The sequence below is a fragment of the Pigmentiphaga sp. NML030171 genome (assembly GCF_002188635.1).
Taxonomy (GTDB): Bacteria; Pseudomonadota; Gammaproteobacteria; order Burkholderiales; family Burkholderiaceae_B; genus Pigmentiphaga; species Pigmentiphaga daeguensis.
The window spans coordinates 314901-334518 of sequence record NZ_NINX01000039.1; the positions used below are offsets into that span (position 1 = coordinate 314901).

Consider the following 19618-nt stretch of genomic DNA (forward strand, 5'->3'; position numbering starts at 1 on the left):
AAGCGGTATCAAACCCTCAGCCGCGCGCCGTGCTCGGACTCGAGCGCGGCGCGGATACGGGCCAGGCACGCCTCGACTCGGGCGTCGTCCAGGGTTACCGAAGTATCCTGTAGCCAGAACCGGAAGGCAAGGCTTTTTTCCTTTTCTAACAAGGACTTATCCCGCCAAACGTCGAAAATCCGTGCATCCTGGACGACCGCCAGTTCGGGCTCCCTGGCCACCAGATGGCGCACCGTATCCAGCATCTGCTGTGCCGTCACCGCCTCGGCCACCCACAGCGCCAGATCGCGGATCACCACCGGCTGGCGCGAGATCTCTCGCAGCGACGGCAGCGGACGGACGGCGATGCGGTCGGCGTCCAGTTCGAACACCACCGGGGCGTGCGGCAGTTCCGCGCGTTGCAGCCAGCGCGGGTGCAGCTCGCCTATCCAGCCCACCGTCTCGCCGTCGATGACGATACGGGCGCTGCGGCCGGGATGCAGGGCCGGATGCGCATCGGGCACGAAGCGCGGCGCCTGGGTGGAACCGCCGGCCAGCAGGGCCTCCACGTCGGCCTTCACGTCGTAGAAATCGACCTGCCTGGTCTGCGTCCCCCACTGCTCTTCCACCGCCGGCCCGTAGGCCAGGCCGGCAAGGCGCATGGGCTGGTTCACGCCAGCCACCGCCAGCGGACCGTCGGCCACGGCCGCGTCGCGCCAGAAGACCCGGCCCAGTTCGAACACCCGCACACGGCTGGTCTTGCGGTTCACGTTGTATTGGGCGTTGGCCACCAAGCCGCCGATCAGGCTGCTGCGCATGACCGACAACTGGCTCGCGATCGGATTGAGCAGGCGGACGGGGTCCGTGTTGCCCGCGTAGTCGCGCTCCCAATCGGCCTCCACGAAGCTGAAGTTGATCACCTCCTGGTAGTCCAGGTCGGCCATCGTGTGGCGCAGCGCGTGGAAGGTGTGGCGCTCTTCCGGCACGGCGCGTACCGCGGCCCGCGCCAGCGGCGGCAGGTCGGGAATGCGCTCGAAGCCGTGGACGCGCGCGACTTCCTCGATCAGGTCTTCCTCGATCTCGATGTCGAAGCGGAACGACGGCGGCGTCACGACGAAGGCGCCGGGCTCGCGCACGAAGGGCAGCCCCAGGCGGGTGAAGATGCCGGCGATCTCGTCTTCCGGCACGTCCACGCCCAGGACCTTGTGGCAACGCGCCACGCGCAGGCGCACGGGCTTGCGCTCGGGCAGGTTGACCACCTGGTCGTCGACCGGGCCGGCTTGGCCGCCGCACACCTGCACGATCAGGCTGGTCAGGTATTCCAGGTCGGCGGGAATGTTGGCGTAGTCCACGCCGCGCTCGAAGCGATGGCTGGCGTCGGTGCTGAAGTTGTAGCGGCGCGCGCGGCCGGCGATGCTGGCGGGCCACCAGAAGGCGGCCTCGAGATAGATGTCGCGGGTCTGGGTGGACACCGAGGTGGCCTCGCCGCCCATGATCCCGGCCAGGCACTCGGGGCCGTTGTCGTCGGCGATCACGCCGACCTGCCCGTCCACCTCGACGGTCTGGCCATTCAGCAGCAGCACCTGCTCGCCCGGCTGCCCCCACCGCACGTGCAGGCCGCCGCGCACCTTGGCCAGGTCGAACACGTGGCTGGGACGGCCCAGTTCCAGCATGACATAGTTGGAAATGTCGACCAGCGCGGAAATCGAGCGCTGGCCGGCGCGCTCGAGGCGCCGCTTGATCCACTCCGGCGTGGGAACGGACGCATCCACGCCGCGGATGACCCGCCCTACGTAGCGCCCGCACAGATCCGGGGCATGCACGGTCACCGGCACGCGGTCGTCGATGGCGACCGCCACCGGATCCAGCTTCGGCGCGGCCAGCGGCGCGCCGGTCAGGGCCGAGACCTCGCGCGCCACGCCCAGCACCGACAGGCAATCGGCCTTGTTGGGAGTGAGCTTGAGCGTGAAGACCGTGTCGTCCAATTGCAGCCATTCGCGCACGGACATGCCGACCGTGGCATCCGCGCCCAGGTCCAGCAGGCCCGCGTGGTCCTGCGACAGGCCCAGTTCGCGCGCCGAGCACAGCATGCCCGAGGACTCCACGCCACGCATCTTGGCCACGCCTATCTTGATGTCGCCGGGCAGACGGGCGCCCACGGTGGCCAGCGGCACCTTCATGCCGACCGCCACATTGGGTGCGCCGCACACGATCTGCAAGGGCTCGCCCTGCCCCGCGTCGACCTTGCACACGCGCAGCTTGTCGGCGTTCGGATGCGGCTCGAGCGCCAGCACCTGCGCCACCACCACGCCGCTGAAGGCGGGCGCCACCGGCTCGGCTTCTTCGACCTCGAGACCGGCCATGGTCAATTGATGAGCCAGCTCGTCGGTCGAAATGGCGGGATTCGTCAGGGCCCGCAACCAGGATTCGGGAAATTGCATGTCTGTAAGTTCCCCCCTGCGCGCTTCGCGCGCCTCCCAGGGGCGCGCGCCAGCGCGCAGGGGGGCACCTCCCTTAATTGAATTGTCTGAGGAAACGCAGGTCGCCTTCGAAGAACTGGCGCAGGTCGTTCACGCCGTAGCGCAGCATCGTCAGCCGTTCCAGCCCGGAGCCGAAGGCAAAGCCGATGTAGCGTTCCGGATCCAGGCCGAAGTTGCGCACCACGGCAGGATGCACCTGGCCCGATCCGGAGATCTCCAGCCAGCGGCCCTTGTTGGGGCCGGAAGTGAACATCATGTCGATCTCGGCCGACGGTTCCGTGAACGGGAAGAACGACGGGCGGAAGCGCAGCACCAGGTCATCGGTCTCGAAGAAGGCGCGCAGGAAATCGGTGTAGACGCCCTTCAGGTCGGCGAACGAGATGTTCTCGTCTATCCACAGGCCCTCCACCTGGTGGAACATGGGCGAATGCGTGGCGTCGCTGTCCACGCGGTAGGTCCGCCCGGGGGCGATCACCTTGATGGGCGGCTGGTGGGCGCGCGCGTAGCGCACCTGCATCGGGCTGGTGTGCGTGCGCAGCAGCAGCGGCAGGCCCTTGTCGTCCTTCATGTCGACGTAGAACGTATCCTGCATCGACCGGGCCGGGTGGTTCTCGGGATTGTTCAGCGCCGTGAAGTTGGTCCAGTCGTTCTCGATTTCCGGGCCGTCGGCCACGTCGAAGCCGATGGAGCGGAAGATCTGCTCGATCCGTTCCCAGGTGCGGATCACCGGGTGGATGCCGCCCCGGCCACGGCCGCGGCCGGGCAGCGTGACATCGATGGTTTCCTCCGCCAGGCGCGCATTCAGCCTGGCATCGGCCAAGGCCTGCCGGCGCTCGTTCAGCAGCCCCTCGATCCGGCCCTTGGCCTCGTTGATGCGCGCCCCCTCTGTGCGCTTCTGTTCCGGCGTCAGGCTGGCCAACCCCTTGAGCAGCGCCGTCAAGGCGCCCTGCTTACCCAGGAACCGGGCCTTTTCGTTCTCCAGCGCGTTGGGGTCGGACGCGGCCGCGAAGGCCTCCCCGGCTTGGCGTATCAGATCGTCCAGATTCTGGGACATGGCGGATTCGTATCAATAAGGGAAAAAATGGGTCGCCACAAACACGAACGGGGCTTCAAGAGAAGCCCCGTTCGGGTGTTGCACTCGTGGCTCGCGACGCGCGCCCGGACATGGCCGGCGTTCCGGCCACGCCCCGCGTACGTCGCTAGCGAGCTCAGGCGGCCAGGGCGTTCTTGACTTGCTGCACGATCGCGGCAAAGCCGGCCTTGTCGCGCACAGCCAGGTCGGCCAGCACCTTGCGGTCCAGGTCGATCGCGGCCTTCTTCAGGCCGGCGATGAACACGCTGTACGACACGCCATGCTCGCGCACGGCGGCATTGATACGCGTGATCCACAGCGCGCGGAAGGTGCGCTTCTTGGCGCGGCGGTCGCGATAGGCGTACTGGCCGGCGCGCATGACCGCCTGCTTGGCGACGCGGAAGACGTTGCCGCGGCGGCCACGGTATCCCTTGGCGGCGCTGATGACTTTCTTGTGACGGGCCCGGGCGGTTACCCCACGTTTGACTCTAGGCATTTGAAAACTCCAATATCAGCGGGTTGGGATCAGGCAAACGGCATCATTGCCCGCACGGATTTCACATCGGCCTCGTGGACCGCGGTGGAACCGCGCAACTGACGCTTGTTCTTGGTGGTTTTCTTCGTGAGGATGTGGCGCTTGAACGCCTGGCCCCGCTTGATGGAACCGCTACCGCGGACCTTAAAGCGCTTGGCGGCGCTTTTCTTGGTCTTCATCTTAGGCATGACTGCTTCCTGTACGTTTACATGCTCACGGGTGCCGGCGATATCCTGCCGGACTTGACGACCCGCATTCACTTGTTTTACCTGCTCCGGGTCCCTGCGGCGCACCGCCGGCGCGGGTTCTACCCCGCCTGGCGGATTTGAAGGCGTCGCTAGGAGGCCGGATTGCCCGGTGCCAGGAATTTCGCACCGGGATTCGCCGGGATGCCCCCACGAAGGGTACGGCCATCCCGGAAAACCAATGATTATACCGCGTTATTCGCCGGCTGCGCCCTTGCCCGCCGGCAGGGCCTTTTTCTTGGGGGCCAGCACCATCACCATCTGGCGGCCTTCCAGCTTGGGCATCGCCTCGACGGCGCTGATCTCCACCAGGTCGTCGCGCACGCGCTCCAGCACGCGCATCCCCAATTCCTGGTGAGCCATCTCGCGGCCACGGAAGCGCAGCGTGACCTTGGCCTTGTCGCCCTCTTCCAGGAACCGGCGCAGATTACGCAGCTTGACCTGGTAATCGCCTTCGTCGGTGCCGGGACGGAACTTGACTTCCTTGACCTGGATGATCTTCTGCTTGAGCTTGGCTTCGTGCTGCCGCTTTTGCTCCTGGTACTTGAACTTGCCGTAGTCCATCAGGCGGCAGACCGGAGGCTGCGCGTTCGGGGCAATTTCTACCAGGTCAACATCATTCTGTTCGGAAAGCCTAACTGCTTCGGCCAGCTTGACGATGCCAAGCTGTTCGCCGTCGACCCCAATCAGGCGCACCTCAGGTGCGGTAATTTCACCATTGATGCGATTCGGCTTGTCGGTAGCGATGTCTAAAACTCCTGAATTTGATTGAAACGGCCGCGTGCGGCGGGTTGCCCCGCCGCCAGCACGAGCCGTGCCCGGCCCCCGGAACGGCCAACCACGCGATCAGGACGGATTGGCCGGGGCTTCCGGGTTGCGGCGCTCGGCCACGTCGGCAGCGAGCCGCGACGAGAACACATCGATCGGGAGAACCCCCAGGTCGATGCCGCCGCGGGCGCGTACGGCCACCGATGCAGCTTGCCGTTCTTTTTCCCCCACCACGAGGATATAGGGAATTTTTTGCAAGCTGTGCTCACGGATTTTATAGGTGATCTTTTCACCACGCAAATCCGATTCCACTCTAAACCCTTGTTTTTTCAGGGTTTGCGCGACACTTTGGGCGTATTCGGCCGTGGATTCCGAAATATTGCAGACGACGGCCTGGACCGGCGCCAGCCAGGGCGGCATGGCGCCGCCGAAATTCTCGATCAGCATGCCGATGAAGCGCTCCATCGAGCCCAGGATGGCCCGGTGCAGCATGACGGGCGTCACGCGCTGGTCGTGCTGGTCCACGTACTCGGCGCCCAGGCGGCCGGGCATGGAGAAGTCCACCTGGATCGTGCCGCACTGCCAGTGGCGGCCGATGGCGTCCTTCAGCGTGTATTCGATCTTCGGCCCGTAGAAGGCGCCGTCGCCCGGGCTGATCTCGTACTCGCAGTCGGAGCGGCGCAGGCTTTCGATCAGCGCCTGCTCGGCCTTATCCCACACCTCGTCCGACCCGATCCGGCTTTCCGGCCGCGTGGCGATCTTGTACAGGATGTCGGTGAAGCCGAAGTCGCGGTAGACGCGCTGCAGCTGCGCCGTGAAGGCCACGCACTCGTCCAGGATCTGGTCCTCGGTACAGAAGATGTGGCCGTCATCCTGCGTGAAGCCGCGCACGCGCATCATCCCGTGCAGCGCTCCCGAAGGTTCGTTGCGGTGGCACTGGCCGAATTCGCCGTAGCGCAGCGGCAGGTCGCGATAGGAATGCAGGTTGGCGCGGAAGATCTGCACGTGGCCCGGGCAGTTCATGGGCTTGAGCGCGTAGTAGCGGTTCTCGGACTCCGTCGTGAACATGTTGTCGCGATAATTGTCCCAGTGTCCCGTCTTTTCCCACAGCGAACGGTCCAGGATCTGTGGCGCCTTGACCTCCTGGTAGCCGCTGTCGCGGTAGACGCCGCGCACGTATTGCTCGACCTGCTGCCAGATCGTCCAGCCCTTGGGGTGCCAGAACACCAGGCCCGGCGCCTCGTCCTGGAAGTGGAACAGGTCCAGCTCGCGGCCCAGCTTGCGGTGGTCGCGCTTCTCGGCCTCTTCCAGCATCGTCAGGTAGGCGTCCTGGTCTTCCTTCTTCGCCCAGGCCGTGCCGTAGATGCGCTGGAGCATCTCGTTCTTGCTGTCGCCGCGCCAATAGGCGCCGGCCACCTTCATCAGCTTGAACACCTTGAGCTTGCCGGTGGACGGCACGTGCGGACCGCGGCACAGGTCGATGAAATCGCCCTCGCGGTACAGCGAGATCGTCTGGTTGTCCGGGATGGAGGCGATGATCTCGGCCTTGTACTTCTCGCCTATCGAATTGAAGAACGCCACCGCGTCGTCGCGTTTCCATTCCTCGCGGGTGACGACCTCGTCCTTCTTGGCCAGCTCCAGCATCTTGTTCTCGATGGCGGCCAGGTCCTCGGGCGTGAACGGCCGCGAGTACGAGAAATCGTAGTAGAAGCCGTTGTCGATGACCGGGCCGATCGTGACCTGGGCCTCGGGGAACAGCGACTTGACCGCGTAGGCCAGCAGGTGCGCCGTCGAATGGCGGATCAGGTCCAGCCCGTCGGCGTCCTTGCCCGTGACGATGGCCAGGCGGGCATCGCGGTCTATCGTGTGGCTGGTGTCGACCAGGGTGGGCTCGCTGCCTTCGTAGGTGATCCGGCCGGCCAGGGCGGCCTTGGCCAGCCCGGCACCGATGGACGCGGCGACGTCCGCCACCGTGACGGGGGCCGGGAACTCACGCTGGGAACCATCGGGCAGCGTTACCTTGATCATTGAAGCGACCTCGTAAGAGATGAAGAAAAACCCTTGGGCGAACCTGAAACAAAAAAAACGCGGCACCGGGCCGCGTTTCTTGCTTTCTGCAGGATCCCGGGCCCAGGGGGCCCGGCGGAACGGACGATGCGATCCAGGAAACCAACGCGGCTAGCCGGCGATGTTCCCCGAGGTAGTTCGATCGAGCATGGAAGCGATGCGCATGCCGTTGTCCGTTCGTGTTGCAGCAAGGGTCTACGTTGCCTGGGATTTTAGCACAGCGCCCCCTTGCGGCCCAGCGTGGAACTGCCCGCGCGGACGCAGGAAGAAGCCGTTGAGGCGCTGTTCCAGCACATGGGCGATCCAGCCCGAGGTCCGGCCCATGGCCCACAGCGCGCTGGCGGCGCCGGGCGGCAAGTCCCAGGCCGCGCAGGCCGCCACCAGGCCGAGCTCGATCCGGGGCGGCACGCCCACCCTGGCATGGACCTCGTCCAGGAAGCGCAGCAGCGTCCCGGCGCGGCGGCCGGGGCGCGGGTGTTCGCGCGCCATGCGGATCAGCAGCGCCGCGCGCGGATCCCCCTGGGGATAGGATTCGATGCCGAAGGCCGACGAGCGCGCGCGGTCGCGCACCACTCGCGCCACCCAGGCATCGAGCTGGCCGCGCGTCCGCACGCCCGCCAGCGTGTCCTCGATGCGGTCGCAGCCGCCGGCCAGGCCCGTGCCGGACAAGGCCGCCAGCGCCGCCCCCACGCAGGCGTGGAGCTCCGCGCCGACCGAGGCCGCGATGCGCGCGCTGAACGTAGGCGGCGACAGCTCGTGATCCGCGCTCAGGATCAGCATCGCGTTCAGCGCCCGCAGCAGATCCGCAGCAGGCTCCTTCCCCATCGCCTCGGCCAGGTGCTGGGCCAGCGGCTTGGCCCCGGCCGGCGTCCGGCAGCGGCGCGGGTCCGAGAGCAGGCCGCAGCAGCCGGCGAACGCCAGCACGAGCTGCCGCGCCGCCGGGACCGCCCCGCCGCCGCGCACCTCCTCGTCCACCGAGCCGCCACCCAGGGCCAGCGCCGCCGCCTGGAACACCCGGACCATGCGCGGCGTCTCGCCGGCCTGCGGCGCCAATGCCTCCAGCGCGCGGCGGGCTCCATCCGGCAGCGGTTGGGCCGGCCAGATACTGGCCCCCTCGGGCAGCACCCCCGTCCAAAGCAGCTCGGCCACGTTCTCGAACGCCCCGGGATATTCGACCAGCTCGGCCGCCAGGCGCCCCCTGTAGCGCGGCCCGGCCGGCGTGATTTCGGTGATGCCGGTATCGATCACCGGCTGCCCCCAGCGCAGCGCCGTCGCCGCCACCGCGCCGTGGCCCATCCTTGCCTGGCTGCGCGTGCGCAGCCCCTCGACCTCGTCGCGCAGGTAAAGGCGGGTCTTGCGGCCGGGCTGCGCGACCGGATGCAGCAGGCCACGGCTGACATAGGTGTACAGCGTGGCGGCCTTGACCTGCAGCAGGCGGCACGCTTCCTTGGAATCGACGAAGCCGCCGGCCTGCCAGGGCTGTCCGGCCGCGCCGTTCTCTGATGGATCCATGGTGGTGAGGGGAGCTTCGGACACCCGTCGAATCGGTAATACATCGATTATGCAATCGAGATTGATTCGACGTAAATCGATCCATACACTCCGCTGCACATACCATTGCCGGCGGCACGCCAGCGCCGGCGCAGACAGGAGACTCACCATGACCCCGCGCATGCCCCGCCCCCGCCGGGCCTTCCTGGCCTTCGCCCTGGCCGCGTCGGCCCACGCCCAGCCCGGCGCCTATCCGTCCCGTCCCATCACCATCGTCGTGCCGTTCCAGGCCGGAGGCGGCGCCGACACCGTGGCCCGCCTGCTGGCCACGCACATCGCCGGCCAGTTCAACGGACAAAGCGTCATCGTCGACAACCGCGCCGGCGCCTCGGGCAACATCGGCGCCAACTACGTCGCGCGCGCCGCCGCCGACGGCTACACGCTGCTGCTGACCAACAGCACCATCACGATCAACGCCGCGCTGAACTTCACCCAGGGCTACGACGTCAGGAAAGACCTGCGGCCCATCGCCCAGCTCGTGTCCTCACCGGTCGCGGTCGGGGTCAATAGCAGCTATCCCGCCCGCACCGTGGCGGAACTCGTCAGCCACCTGCGCGCGAACCCCGGCAAGGCCAACTACTCGTCCTGCGGCAACGGCTCGCCCCAGCACTTCGCCGGCGAGGCCTTCAACCAGGGCGCCAAGGTCGACATGGTGCACGTGCCCTACAACGGCTGCGCCCCGGCCGTCAGCGACGCGCTGGGCAACCAGGTACCCATCCTGTTCAGCACCATCCCCAACATGGCGCCCCATGCCAAGACCGGCAAGCTGCGCATGCTGGGCGTCGCCTCGGCCAAGCGCCTGTCGTTCATGCCCGACGTGCCGGCCATCGCGGAAACCCCGGAGTTCAAGGACCTGGACATCAGCGTCTGGTTCGGACTGTTCGCGCCCGCGGCCACGCCGGCCGACGTGCGCGGCCGCATCGAGCAGGCGGTGATGGCCACGCTCAAGGACCCCAAGCTGCGCCAGGACTTCCAGTCGCGCTACTACGAAGTCGACGCCCTGGGCGCCGACGGCATGGCCCGGCAGGTGGACAAGGACCTGTCCATGTACGGGCAACTGGCCAGGCGGGCCAACATCAAGCTGGAATAGCCGCGCCGCCGCTCCTCTTCTCTTTTACTTCTCTCGTCAGGTATCGCCATGTCCACCCCTACCCCGACCGCCGGCTCGCTGCAGCAAGTGATCGACGATCTCGTCGTCGCCAACCGCGTACTGGCCAAGTACAACGTGCTGGACGGCTTCGGCCACGTCAGCGTCCGCCATCCCGAACGGCCTGGCCATTTCCTGCTGTCGCGCTCGCTCGCGCCGGAACTGGTCACCGCCGCCGACATCATGGAATTCGACGCCGAATCCGAGCCCGTGGCCGGCGAAACACGCACGCCCTATCTCGAACGCTACATCCATGGCGAGATCTATCGCGCCCGGCCCGACGTGAACGCGGTGGTCCACAGCCATTCGCCTTCGGTCATCCCCTTCGCCAGTTCGTCGGTGCGGCTGCGGCCCATCTATCACATGGCCGGCTTCCTGTCGGGCGGCGCGCCGGTGTTCGACATCCGCTGCTGTTTCGGCGCGACCGACCTGCTGGTGCGTAACCGCGAACACGGCAAGGAACTGGCCAAGACCCTGGGCCGGCAGAACATCTCGCTGATGCGCGGCCACGGCTTCGTCACCGTCGGCAGCGACGTGCGCATCGCGGTCTATCGCGCGATGTACACCGAAAGCAACGCGGCCCTGCAACAGAAGGCCATCGGGCTGGGCGGCGAGATCACCTACCTGGACGAAGAGGAAGCCTTGAAGGCCGACACCATGATGGCCGGCGTGATGTTCCGCCCCTGGGAGCTGTGGAAGAAAAAGGCGATGGAAGGCTGAGTCCCGGCCGGGCGGCGCATACCGCCCGACCGGAATCCCTTCGCCTAGGCCAGCGTCGGGAACGGCAGGCTGCGCAGCCGCTTGCCGCTCAGCCTGGCCACCGCGTTGGCCACCGCCGGAGCCACCGGCGGCAAGCCCACCTCGCCCATGCCGCCCGGCGCATTGTCGGTCGGCATCACCTTCACCTGCACCGCAGGCGCCTGGTTGGCCCGCAGGAGCGTGTAGGTATCGAGGTTGTGCTGCTGCACCTGTCCGCCCTTGTAGACCAGGCGCTCGCCCAGCGCCGCCGACAGGCCGAACAGCGCCGCGCCTTCGACCTGGGCCCGGATGTTGGCCGGACTGATCGCATGGCCGCAATCGACCGCGGCCCAGATGCGATGCACCACCGGGCGGCCTTCTCGCAGCGACACCTCGGCCACCATCGCGATGAAGGTGTTCCAGGCATCCGAGAAAGCCAGGCCCAGCGCGCGGCCGGCCTCCCGATCGCGGCCCCAGCCGGCCATCGTGGCGGCCTCGCGCAGCACCGCCTGCGCGCGCGGCTGGCCGGCGGTCAGGTCCAGCCTGTACTGCAGCGGATCCTTGCCCGAGGCCGTGGCGATCTCGTCGATCAGGGACTCCATGGAGAACTTCGTGTAGCCGGCTCCCACCGCCCGCCAGAAGCTGACGTCCACGCCGCGCTGTTCGCGGCCGTGCTCGATCAACTGATCGGCGATACCGTAGACGCCGTCGGCGCCTTCCATGACGGGCGAATCCCGCCCACCCGACTTTTCGTAGGCGGCGGCCGCCGTCCGCGCCATGATGCTCTCGGACACCAGGCGATGGCGCCAGCCGATGATGCGCCCCTGCGCGTCGACGCCCGCCACCAGGTGCTGGGCCGTCATCGGGCGCGGCCGGGCCCGCAGGAAATCGTCCTCGCGGGTCCAGATGACCTGGATGGGCACGCCGGGCATGGCCTTGGCCAGCAGCGCCGCATGCAGGCTGTAGTCGGCCTCGGCGCGCCGGCCGTAGCCGCCGCCCAGCAGCGTGATGTGGACCGTGATGTTCTCGGGTTTGTAGCCCGCGCCCGCGGCCACGATGCCGATCACGCCCGACGGCGACTGCGACGGCACCCAGATCTCGATGGCGTCGCCCTGCGCGCGCGCCGTGCAGTTCATGGGTTCCATGGTCACGTGGGCGACATGGTCGGTCGTATAGGTGGCGCGGAAGACACGCGCCGCCCCGGCGATCTTCGCCGCCGCGTCGCCGTGCTTGTGCCAGACCGCGCCCGCTTCGTCCAGGCGTTCGGCGCGCGCGACGAATTCCGCCAGCGCGGCCTCGCTATCGTAGGACCGGCCCTTGGCCTGCTCGCTCCACTTCACCTCCAGCAGCTCGCGCGCCTTCCGGGCCGTGGCGAATGAGTCCGCCACCACCGCCACCCCGCCCGGCAGGCGGACCACTTTCCGGACCCCGGGCACCGCCAGCGCAGCCGCATCCTTGACCTCCAGCGGCTGCTCGCCCTGCACCGGCGTATGCAGCACCGCGGCCCACAGCATGCCGGGCAGGCGCACGTCGATGCCGAAGCGGGCACCGCCGCCGGACTTGTCCGGCACGTCCACCCGCGGCAGCTCCTTGCCTATCAGGGTGAAGGCGGACATGGGCTTGAGCATGCTCTTGTCCACCTTGGGCAGCGTCTGCGGCGCGCGCGCCCCCTCGACCAGTTGGCCGTAGGTCATGCGGCGGCCGCTGGGGCCGTGGACCAGGGTGCTGCGCTCGGCGCGGATCTCGGCGGCGGGCACGCCCCATTTGTCGGCGGCCGCCTGCGCCAGCACCAGCCGGGCCTGCAGGCCGGCCAGGCGCAGCGCCTCGTAATAGCCCTTCACCGTGCGCGAGGAGCCCGTCACCATCGCACCGCCGAAACCGGGATTGCCGAACCGCCGGGGATCGGCGGGCGCCTGCTCGACCCGGACGGTGCTCCAGTCCAGCTCCATTTCCTCGGCCAGGATCAGCGGAATCGCCGTCATCGTGCCCTGCCCCATTTCCGAGGCGGGCGAATAGACCACGGCGCTATTGTCCGGCGACAGCGCGACCCATGCCACCGGGCTGAAACGCGCGGTGGCGGCTGCCGCCTCGGGCAGCAGGCCAGCCAGGCCGCCGCGCGCGGCGCCCCAGCCTCCCAGCACGATACCGACCGCGGCGGCGCCCGAGCCGGCGATGAAGGCGCGGCGCGTGAGCTTGTTCGTTTCCATGGCGCCTCCTATGCCGCGGGTTTCTGGGCGACGCTGACCACCGCGTCGGCGATCTGGTTGTAGGTGCCGCAGCGGCACAGATTGCCCGCCATGCCTTCCAGCACCTGTTCGCGCGACATCGGCCCGTCCGCGCCCGCCAGCATGCCGGCGGCGGTCATCATCTGTCCCGACTGGCAGTAGCCGCACTGGGGCACCTGGTGCGCGATCCACGCCTGGCGCAGCGCCTGGCCGGCACGGGTCTCCATCACCCCCTCGATCGTGGTGACCGACGCGCCCTTCACGGCCGCCGCCGGCAGCACGCAGGAACGCGTGGCCTGGCCGTTGAAATGCACGGTACAGGCGCCGCACTGCGCCATGCCACAGCCGAACTTGGTCCCGGTGAGCTGGAAATCCTCCCGCAGCACCCACAGCAGGGGCTTGTCGTCGGCGACGTCGGCCGACACCTGCTTGCCATTGAGCATGAACTCGATCACGGACTCCTCCTTGGATGTTCCTGGCTACGCTGGGCCAGGCGGCGCGGCCGGGTTTCTGCGAGCGGCCGCTTCGGTCCCATGCTAGCGAATAAGTGGCGTAAATTCCACGATTTTTGAACGTGCTCATCTTCATCAATAGCGCGGCCGCTATGACCCGTCGCTCGATCATCGACGTGAATCTCCGACGTCAATGCCTCTATTCAAAAATACAAAATTTTGTATAATTCATGCATGGTAAATCCCAAATCCGTCGAGTTCCGAGGCAGTGCCCTTGACGACCTCCGCGCGTTTCCGCTTGGACCTAGACGCGAGGCCGGCCATCAACTTGATCAGGTACAGAATGGCCAGGAGCCGGACGACTGGAAACCCATGCCCACCGTGGGCCAAGGTGTAAGGGAGATCCGGATTCGTGACGCAGCAGGAGCGTTCCGGATCATATACATTGCCAAGTTCGCTGATGCCGTTTATGTCCTTCACTGCTTCCAGAAGAAGACAGAAAAAACCAGCAAGGCGGACTTGGAATTGGCGTCCAAGCGTTACCGCGATTTGTTGAAGGAACTAAGGCTATGAGCAATCAACGCTTTACCAGCGTCTGGGATGCGATCGAGGACACCCCGGAAGAAGCGGAGAACATGAAGTTGCGCTCGGTCCTCATGACAGCGCTGAAGAACCACATCGCCCGCACCGAGATGAGCCAGCAGCAGGCCGCGAAGCTCTTCGGTGTAACCCAGCCGCGGGTCTCTGATCTGATGCGTGGCAAGATCAACCTGTTTGGCCTCGATGCTCTGGTGAACATGGCGACGGCCGCCGGGCTGCACATCGAGATGCGGATCCTGGAATCCACCTGACCCCAAAACAGAAAGGCCCGGCACGAAAATTCGTACCGGGCCCCTGGAATCTGGTAGGCGCGATTGGATTCGAACCAACGACCCCCACCATGTCAAGGTGGTGCTCTAACCAACTGAGCTACGCGCCTGCTGTTTGTGCAGCGAAGAATTAAATTCTACATGGTTTTTTTCATGAGTGTCAAACAGTGATCGCCTCACGCGCTGCCGCACAACAGCCGGGTCAACGTACGCGACTCTTGCGACACCAGCGCAGCGATTTCATCGACCTGTTCTTTCCCCAGGCGGGCGCTGGGACCGAAAACCACGATCGCCCCAGCGACCTTGCCCGGTTTATCGAAAAAGGGAGCGGCGATCGACACCGCGCCGCGTAGCAGTTCTTCCTTGCTGACGGCATAACCATGGCTGCGAACGAACTCCAGCTCCGCGCGATAGGCATCGAAGTCCACGTCCACCCCTGCCAGATAGTCCTTCAGCTCCTGCGGCGTCATCTCCATATGCGCCAGGATCGCATGGCCGCTCGCGCCGAAAACCAGGCGTTCCCGGTGTCCGATCCCGCGCTTGAAACTCAGCGCGTGTGCACTCGGAAACTCGGCGATGCACAGGCGGTAGTCGCCCTGCCGCACGAATAACGCCACCGTCTCGCCCGTCAGCTTCCAGACGTTGCGCAGTACCGGCTCGGCCAACTCGGCCAGATTCAGCGACGCCGTCCAGACATGGGACAAGTGCGCAACGGCGGGGCCCAGGTTGAACTTCTGCGGATCGCCCGAGGAGACCAGAAAACCGCTGTCTTCGAGCGTGTAGAGCAGGCGGTAAAGCGTTGGCCGGCTCAGGTCGACCCGGTCGAGCAATTCGGTTGCCGTCAGCTCCGGATCCTGCACGGTGAAGGCCTTCAGGATGTCCAGCGCTCGGCTGACCGCGCGGACACTTTCGTTCTGGCTCGTGGATGCCGGTTTTCTTTTTATTCCCATTATTCGATGTTCCCCCGCTCGTTCGCGGATACTTGTTTTGTCCTCTGTACGGACAATTATCTCAGAAATTGACAGTTCCAATAATTGTCCATAAGATAAATATTGAGTCCGTTATATGGACAAAAAGGAGACGAAATGAGTAGATTGGAAGGACGGGTAGCCATCGTCACCGGCGGCGGACACGGCATCGGCAAGGCCTATGCCCACCGCCTGGCGCAGGAGGGCGCGGCGATCGTCGTTGCCGAACTGGATGGCGAGGCAGGTTCGGCCGTCGCGCAGGAATTGGTCGCCGGCGGCCACCGAGCCCTGGCGATCCAGACCGACGTTTCCAACCCGGACAGCGTGAAGCGCATGGCCGCCTCGGCGGTCGAGCATCTCGGCAAGATCGACATCCTGGTCAACAACGCGGCCATCTTCGCCACGGTGCCGATGTCGCGCGCGGCCTTCGACCAGATCAGCATCGAAGAATGGGACCGCATGATGAGCGTCAACCTGAAAGGCGCCTGGCTCGCCAGTCTCGCGGTCATCCCCCACATGCGGGAACGGAGCTACGGCAAGATCATCAACATCAGCTCCAGCACCGCCATCAAGGGTTCGCCCGGCCGCATCCACTACGTGGCATCGAAAGCCGGCGTCCTGGGTTTCACCAAGACGCTCGCCAACGAAGTCGGCGCCCACAACATCTGCGTCAACTGCGTGGCTCCGGGCAGCACGCTCTCGGAAGAAAGTCCCGACGCGGGCACGCTCAAGATGCGCAACGACGCCGCCTCCGTACGCGCCCTGAAACGGGTCCAGGCCCCCCAGGACCTGACCGGCGCCGTCGTGTTCTTCGCCTCACCGGACAGCGACTTCATCACCGGCCAGACCCTGATGAATGATTTGTCGACAGTATTTATGAGCTTTGCATGTATGATGACCGTTGACCTCGACCCGTTGGGTCCGTCAGATGTATGGACAGGGCAGCCTCGCGCGGCAATCCGCACGAGGCTGCCGGCAACCAGCAGTGATTTGGAAAGTTTGAGATGCGTGAAGCTCCAGTGAAACCAATCTCGCGTCAGGTTGACCTGAACTTGCTCGATCTGTTTGACGCCATATTCAGGACCAGAAACCTTACCGAAGCAGGCCAGTCCCTCGGCCTGAGCCAGCCCGCGATGAGCCACTCGCTGTCGCGGCTACGCGAGATGTACGAAGATCCGCTGTTTGTACGCTCACGCCAGGGATTGCAGCCAACCCCCTTTGCCGAACGGCTCGCCGGACCGGTCGCCGCGGCGCTCCAGATAGTCCGCGGCACGCTTGAGAAAACGTCGTTCAATCCACTGACGGCCAACCGCACCTTCCGGATTGCCATGACCGACCTCGGCGAACAGCTCCTGCTGCCGATGCTGGTCAAGCGGCTCGCCGTCGAGGCACCGCACGTCCGCATCGAAACCCAGGACAAGACCATCGGCCCGGTCGCCGAGGCGCTGGCGACCGGTGAGCTCGACGTGGGGATAGGTTTCATCTCGGGGAAGATCCCGGGGATCTACCAGCGCGTATTGTTCAGCGATGATTACGTTTGCGTGGTGCGCGAGGATCACCCAATGGTCAGGTCGCCGGCGATCTCGCTCGAAGCGTTCAGACAGATGGGCCACGTCCTGGCCGATCTTCCGGGCGGCGCGCATACCGGCGTTATCGAAAAGATCCTCAAGGCGCCTACGCTGAATGCCAACGTTGTGCTCAAGGTGAACCACTTCCTGTCGATCGCGCCGCTGATCGCCAACACCGGCCTGATTGCGACCGTGCCGAGAAACCTGGCCACGACCTTCGTGAATTCATGGAAACTGCGGCTGGTCCAGCCACCGTTCCAGTTTCCATCGTTCGACGTGACGCAATACTGGCACCAGCGCTACGACCACGAACCGAGCAATGTCTGGCTGCGCAACATACTCGGATCGATCTCGCGCGATGTGGAGCGTGCCGACCTGGCCAAGACAGTCATCCAGGGCGATTGATTTTCCGGCCGGCGCAGGCGCTTCAGGTCGTCGCGCCGCGGCATGCCGACGGCAGGTTTCCCTGTTCGACCGGGCTTTAATGGAATGGACGCATCCTTCCTGACACGGTATTGATATGGGCTTTGTTGCGCAAATCAGGCTGGGCCAGCATGGGACCCGCACGTCTGGTAGCCTGAACGGATGAAACCATCTCCACAGAAGTACCGCACGACCAACTGGAAGACGTACAACGAAGCGCTCAAGGCACGTGGTTCGCTGCTCATCTGGCTTGATCCGAAGATGAACTGGCACGGCCAGCCGAGTGGCAAGCGCGGGCGCAGCCAGATGTTCAGCGACGAGGCGATCCAGTTCTGCCTGAGTATCAAATGCCTGTTCAATCTGCCGCTGCGCCAGGCCATGGCCATGACGCAAAGCTTGCTGAGCCTGGCTGGACTTGACTGGTCGGTGCCAGATTACAGCACGGTCAGCCGGCGGCAAAAGACGCTGCAGGTTGCTATCGGGGCAGTACCGACCACGACGGGCTTGCATCTGCTGGTGGACAGCACGGGCATCAAGATGCTGGGTGAAGGCGAGTGGAAGACGAAAAAGCATGGCGCAGACTATCGCCGCCAATGGCGTAAGGTGCATCTCGGGATCGACGCGTCCACGCTCGAGATTCGGGCCATGGAAGTGACCGACAACAGTGTCGGCGACGCACCTGTCCTGCCAGCACTGCTCAGCCAGATTCCTGCCGACGAGAAGATTGCCAGTGTCAGTGGCGACGGCGCTTACGACACCAAGGACTGCCATGAGGCCATCGCTTTGCGCGCCGCGCATGCCATCATCCCGACCCGCAAGAACGCCAAGCCTTGGAAGGCGAACCGCTGTGGTGCAGATGCGCGTAACGATATCCTCCAGGCGACCAAAAGGGTAGGACGGGCAATATGGAAGAGATGGAGCGGCTACCACCGGCGCAGCCTTGTAGAAACCAAAATGCGCTGCTTCAAGCTGCTGGGTGAACGTGTGATGGCACGCGACTTTGACCGTCAGGTCGCCGAGCTACAAGTGCGGGCTGCCGTGCTGAACCGCTTTACTCGACTGGGTACCCCGGTCACGGTCCCAGTGTTATAAAACGAACCACAAATAGCGTCAGCTCGGTCTCCGCTCAATTTGCTCAACAAAGCCTCTCGCCGGCGGCAAGAAACTGCTCCGTCTTCTGTTGCTGAGCTTCTTCACGGCGCTGCTGCTCGACCTCGGCCGCCTGGCGGTCGAACCCTTGCTGGCGCTGCTGATCGGTACGCTCACTCTCAGCCTGGCTTCGTTGCTCGTACTCCAGTAATCGCTTCGCCTCCCGCGCTCGCTTTGCCTTTAATGCCGCTACTCGTGCCGCGGCCAGGGCCGGCTCGATTTCTTCAAGCAGAGAGGCCTCAGCCGCTTCCACAGCTGGATGGTGTAGCCAAGTAGTGGCGCTGCACCCTCGGAATAGAATCGCTTCGAGAATTTCGAATGTGGCATCGCGGACATCGGACAGATCGACTTCGACAGCAGCTAAGCCAAGCTCTCGCAGCGTCGCTATCTTGCTCTCGTCGGCAAAATGCGTGACCGCGACCTCAACCGCGATTTTGCCGAAGCCGGCGAGGTCGACCAGCACGTCTGGTCGAATGGAGCCAACGGCCTGCTCCAGCTCGACGTGCAGAAGCTCGCGGCTGGCCGAGGCCCATATCATCCTGCTGGCCCGGTGGACCGTCGCCATAGCGTCGGGCACCTCAACCGAAGCGATGAGGGCAGGGAAGAAGAAAAGCTTTCGGTCGTATATCAGCTGCTTCGCCGCGAGATGGATTGATGTCTCGGTCGCAGAAGCGCAATCGGCTCCTGGGAATGCGCGAAATGGGGTGCGCGCTTGCCCGCTCGGCAATGCTTCGCATATACAGGACGCGAGCACGCCGGACATACGCAACCACATTGCTTTCCGATCGGGACCTGCCGCGGCTCATACATGCGGCCATCGGCGATCCCTTTGCCGAAGGGGATAGATTCGCTGGCGCGGCCAGGCCCACTCTGGCGGGAATGCAGGTCGGTGATCAAGCTTAATTCGCAGCGGACATGATCGCTTCGAGGTGGTCGATCGCATCGCGCAAGATGCGGTCTTGCCAGCCCCTACCTGTATAGGTGCGGGTGCCGGCGTGCTGGCGAGGCTTTCCATACCCGCAGCCGTAGATCCGCCGCTCAAAGTCGATGGTAACGAAACCGCCGCCCAGTTCGCGCGGCCGCAGGATGCAGACACACTTGTCGTCCTGCAGCCGTTCATGGGTCCAGCCTTCCTGCTGTTCGTGATATCGCAATTCGGTAATTGCCTCATTCGTCATGTGAACCCCCCTGTGCATCGTCGTTCGGCAATTGTAGGGTCACCATATCGGATTGCAACTAACTTTGGCGTTGCCTTGTAACTGCTCCATGAACCCCATCCTATTTTCCAGTGCAAATGAAGAGCACAGTTCAATCCGTCATGATTGAAGACGGAGTCAAGGATGTCGGAAGCGCAGGCGCAGTGGGCCAGGCACTTGGAAGCG

At 65.1% G+C, this 19618-nt stretch carries 19 protein-coding genes and 1 tRNA gene; 7 read left to right on the forward strand and 13 right to left on the reverse strand.

Annotation, left to right across the window (positions count from 1 at the left end):
* Positions 1-8: 8 nt before the first annotated feature.
* The 7 genes from pheT to CDO46_RS20185 form a co-directional block, all read right to left on the reverse strand.
* On the reverse strand, positions 9-2420 hold the full coding sequence (gene pheT / locus CDO46_RS20155; RefSeq protein WP_087840243.1) for a phenylalanine--tRNA ligase subunit beta: 2412 nt from the start codon (positions 2418-2420) through the stop codon (positions 9-11).
* 73 nt (positions 2421-2493) lie between these two features.
* Positions 2494-3513, reverse strand: coding sequence for a phenylalanine--tRNA ligase subunit alpha (gene pheS, locus CDO46_RS20160; protein WP_087840244.1), 1020 nt, complete (start codon positions 3511-3513; stop codon positions 2494-2496).
* A 154-nt stretch (positions 3514-3667) separates the two neighbouring features.
* Positions 3668-4027, reverse strand: coding sequence for a 50S ribosomal protein L20 (rplT, locus tag CDO46_RS20165; protein WP_087779861.1), 360 nt, complete (start codon positions 4025-4027; stop codon positions 3668-3670).
* A gap of 29 nt (positions 4028-4056) precedes the next feature.
* Entirely contained in the window at positions 4057-4254 is a 198-nt protein-coding gene (gene rpmI, locus CDO46_RS20170) for a 50S ribosomal protein L35 (RefSeq protein ID WP_087840245.1), read from the reverse strand.
* Between the two features lie 252 nt (positions 4255-4506).
* Entirely contained in the window at positions 4507-5058 is a 552-nt protein-coding gene (infC, locus tag CDO46_RS20175) for a translation initiation factor IF-3 (RefSeq protein ID WP_087840246.1), read from the reverse strand.
* A gap of 99 nt (positions 5059-5157) precedes the next feature.
* Positions 5158-7107: a threonine--tRNA ligase gene (gene thrS / locus CDO46_RS20180; RefSeq protein ID WP_087840247.1), complete on the reverse strand. Its 1950-nt coding sequence runs from the start codon at positions 7105-7107 to the stop codon at positions 5158-5160.
* A 234-nt stretch (positions 7108-7341) separates the two neighbouring features.
* Complete coding sequence (locus CDO46_RS20185) at positions 7342-8682, reverse strand: citrate synthase (RefSeq protein ID WP_176400795.1); 1341 nt, start codon at positions 8680-8682, stop codon at positions 7342-7344.
* A 124-nt stretch (positions 8683-8806) separates the two neighbouring features.
* Between CDO46_RS20185 and CDO46_RS20190 the strand changes: the two genes are divergently transcribed.
* Positions 8807-9787 carry a tripartite tricarboxylate transporter substrate binding protein gene (locus CDO46_RS20190; protein WP_087840248.1) on the forward strand — a complete coding sequence of 327 codons (981 nt, stop codon included), beginning with the start codon at positions 8807-8809 and terminating at the stop codon, positions 9785-9787.
* Positions 9788-9835: 48 nt separating this feature from the next.
* Positions 9836-10564 carry a class II aldolase/adducin family protein gene (locus tag CDO46_RS20195; protein WP_087840249.1) on the forward strand — a complete coding sequence of 243 codons (729 nt, stop codon included), beginning with the start codon at positions 9836-9838 and terminating at the stop codon, positions 10562-10564.
* Between the two features lie 44 nt (positions 10565-10608).
* Here CDO46_RS20195 and CDO46_RS20200 read toward each other — a convergent pair whose 3' ends face one another.
* Both CDO46_RS20200 and CDO46_RS20205 read right to left on the reverse strand, forming a co-directional pair.
* Positions 10609-12789: a xanthine dehydrogenase family protein molybdopterin-binding subunit gene (locus CDO46_RS20200; protein WP_087840250.1), complete on the reverse strand. Its 2181-nt coding sequence runs from the start codon at positions 12787-12789 to the stop codon at positions 10609-10611.
* Between the two features lie 8 nt (positions 12790-12797).
* Positions 12798-13250, reverse strand: coding sequence for a (2Fe-2S)-binding protein (locus CDO46_RS20205; RefSeq protein ID WP_176400802.1), 453 nt, complete (start codon positions 13248-13250; stop codon positions 12798-12800).
* A gap of 228 nt (positions 13251-13478) precedes the next feature.
* Here CDO46_RS20205 and CDO46_RS20210 point away from each other — a divergent pair, with 228 nt between their 5' ends.
* Together CDO46_RS20210 and CDO46_RS20215 are read left to right on the forward strand one after the other, a co-directional pair.
* Complete coding sequence (locus CDO46_RS20210; RefSeq protein WP_243724355.1) at positions 13479-13832, forward strand: type II toxin-antitoxin system RelE/ParE family toxin; 354 nt, start codon at positions 13479-13481, stop codon at positions 13830-13832.
* Positions 13829-14110: a helix-turn-helix domain-containing protein gene (locus tag CDO46_RS20215; RefSeq protein WP_087840253.1), complete on the forward strand. Its 282-nt coding sequence runs from the start codon at positions 13829-13831 to the stop codon at positions 14108-14110. Before CDO46_RS20210 ends, CDO46_RS20215 begins: the two co-directional genes overlap by 4 nt.
* 51 nt (positions 14111-14161) lie before the next feature.
* Here CDO46_RS20215 and CDO46_RS20220 read toward each other — a convergent pair.
* Both CDO46_RS20220 and CDO46_RS20225 read right to left on the reverse strand, forming a co-directional pair.
* Positions 14162-14238 (reverse strand) — tRNA-Val (locus tag CDO46_RS20220).
* Positions 14239-14304: 66 nt separating this feature from the next.
* Positions 14305-15078 (reverse strand): IclR family transcriptional regulator, encoded by a 774-nt coding sequence (locus tag CDO46_RS20225; protein ID WP_087840254.1) that lies wholly within the window; start codon positions 15076-15078, stop codon positions 14305-14307.
* Positions 15079-15213: 135 nt separating this feature from the next.
* On the opposite strand from CDO46_RS20225, the gene CDO46_RS20230 reads away from it, so the two are divergent.
* The 3 genes from CDO46_RS20230 (at position 15214) to CDO46_RS20240 (ending at position 18179) form a co-directional block, all read left to right on the forward strand.
* Positions 15214-16119, forward strand: coding sequence for an SDR family NAD(P)-dependent oxidoreductase (locus CDO46_RS20230; protein ID WP_087840255.1), 906 nt, complete (start codon positions 15214-15216; stop codon positions 16117-16119).
* Positions 16101-17069 (forward strand): LysR family transcriptional regulator, encoded by a 969-nt coding sequence (locus tag CDO46_RS20235; RefSeq protein WP_087840256.1) that lies wholly within the window; start codon positions 16101-16103, stop codon positions 17067-17069. Before CDO46_RS20230 ends, CDO46_RS20235 begins: the two co-directional genes overlap by 19 nt.
* A 180-nt stretch (positions 17070-17249) precedes the next feature.
* The gene (locus CDO46_RS20240; protein ID WP_087840257.1) at positions 17250-18179 is read left to right on the forward strand and encodes an IS5 family transposase; all 930 of its coding nucleotides are present in this window, start codon (positions 17250-17252) and stop codon (positions 18177-18179) included.
* Positions 18180-18222: 43 nt separating this feature from the next.
* Here the strand turns inward: CDO46_RS20240 and CDO46_RS20245 are convergent, their stop codons facing one another.
* The gene (locus CDO46_RS20245) at positions 18223-18999 is read right to left on the reverse strand and encodes a hypothetical protein (RefSeq protein WP_140416886.1); all 777 of its coding nucleotides are present in this window, start codon (positions 18997-18999) and stop codon (positions 18223-18225) included.
* Between the two features lie 136 nt (positions 19000-19135).
* Positions 19136-19414, reverse strand: coding sequence for a hypothetical protein (locus CDO46_RS20250; protein ID WP_140416887.1), 279 nt, complete (start codon positions 19412-19414; stop codon positions 19136-19138).
* Between the last annotated feature and the right edge of the window lie 204 nt (positions 19415-19618).

What these genes read in the sequence shown, in the direction of transcription:
- pheT (WP_087840243.1), bottom strand. Translation starts at nt 2,420, where the DNA reads ATGCAATTTCCCGAATCCTGGTTGCGGGCCCTGACGAATCCCGCCATT.
- pheS (WP_087840244.1), bottom strand. Translation starts at nt 3,513, where the DNA reads ATGTCCCAGAATCTGGACGATCTGATACGCCAAGCCGGGGAGGCCTTC.
- rplT (WP_087779861.1), bottom strand. Translation starts at nt 4,027, where the DNA reads ATGCCTAGAGTCAAACGTGGGGTAACCGCCCGGGCCCGTCACAAGAAA.
- rpmI (WP_087840245.1), bottom strand. Translation starts at nt 4,254, where the DNA reads ATGCCTAAGATGAAGACCAAGAAAAGCGCCGCCAAGCGCTTTAAGGTC.
- thrS (WP_087840247.1), bottom strand. Translation starts at nt 7,107, where the DNA reads ATGATCAAGGTAACGCTGCCCGATGGTTCCCAGCGTGAGTTCCCGGCC.
- CDO46_RS20190 (WP_087840248.1), top strand. Translation starts at nt 8,807, where the DNA reads ATGACCCCGCGCATGCCCCGCCCCCGCCGGGCCTTCCTGGCCTTCGCC.
- CDO46_RS20195 (WP_087840249.1), top strand. Translation starts at nt 9,836, where the DNA reads ATGTCCACCCCTACCCCGACCGCCGGCTCGCTGCAGCAAGTGATCGAC.
- CDO46_RS20200 (WP_087840250.1), bottom strand. Translation starts at nt 12,789, where the DNA reads ATGGAAACGAACAAGCTCACGCGCCGCGCCTTCATCGCCGGCTCGGGC.
- CDO46_RS20205 (WP_176400802.1), bottom strand. Translation starts at nt 13,250, where the DNA reads ATGCTCAATGGCAAGCAGGTGTCGGCCGACGTCGCCGACGACAAGCCC.
- CDO46_RS20215 (WP_087840253.1), top strand. Translation starts at nt 13,829, where the DNA reads ATGAGCAATCAACGCTTTACCAGCGTCTGGGATGCGATCGAGGACACC.
- CDO46_RS20225 (WP_087840254.1), bottom strand. Translation starts at nt 15,078, where the DNA reads ATGGGAATAAAAAGAAAACCGGCATCCACGAGCCAGAACGAAAGTGTC.
- CDO46_RS20230 (WP_087840255.1), top strand. Translation starts at nt 15,214, where the DNA reads ATGAGTAGATTGGAAGGACGGGTAGCCATCGTCACCGGCGGCGGACAC.
- CDO46_RS20235 (WP_087840256.1), top strand. Translation starts at nt 16,101, where the DNA reads ATGCGTGAAGCTCCAGTGAAACCAATCTCGCGTCAGGTTGACCTGAAC.
- CDO46_RS20240 (WP_087840257.1), top strand. Translation starts at nt 17,250, where the DNA reads ATGAAACCATCTCCACAGAAGTACCGCACGACCAACTGGAAGACGTAC.
- CDO46_RS20245 (WP_140416886.1), bottom strand. Translation starts at nt 18,999, where the DNA reads ATGTCCGGCGTGCTCGCGTCCTGTATATGCGAAGCATTGCCGAGCGGG.
- CDO46_RS20250 (WP_140416887.1), bottom strand. Translation starts at nt 19,414, where the DNA reads ATGACGAATGAGGCAATTACCGAATTGCGATATCACGAACAGCAGGAA.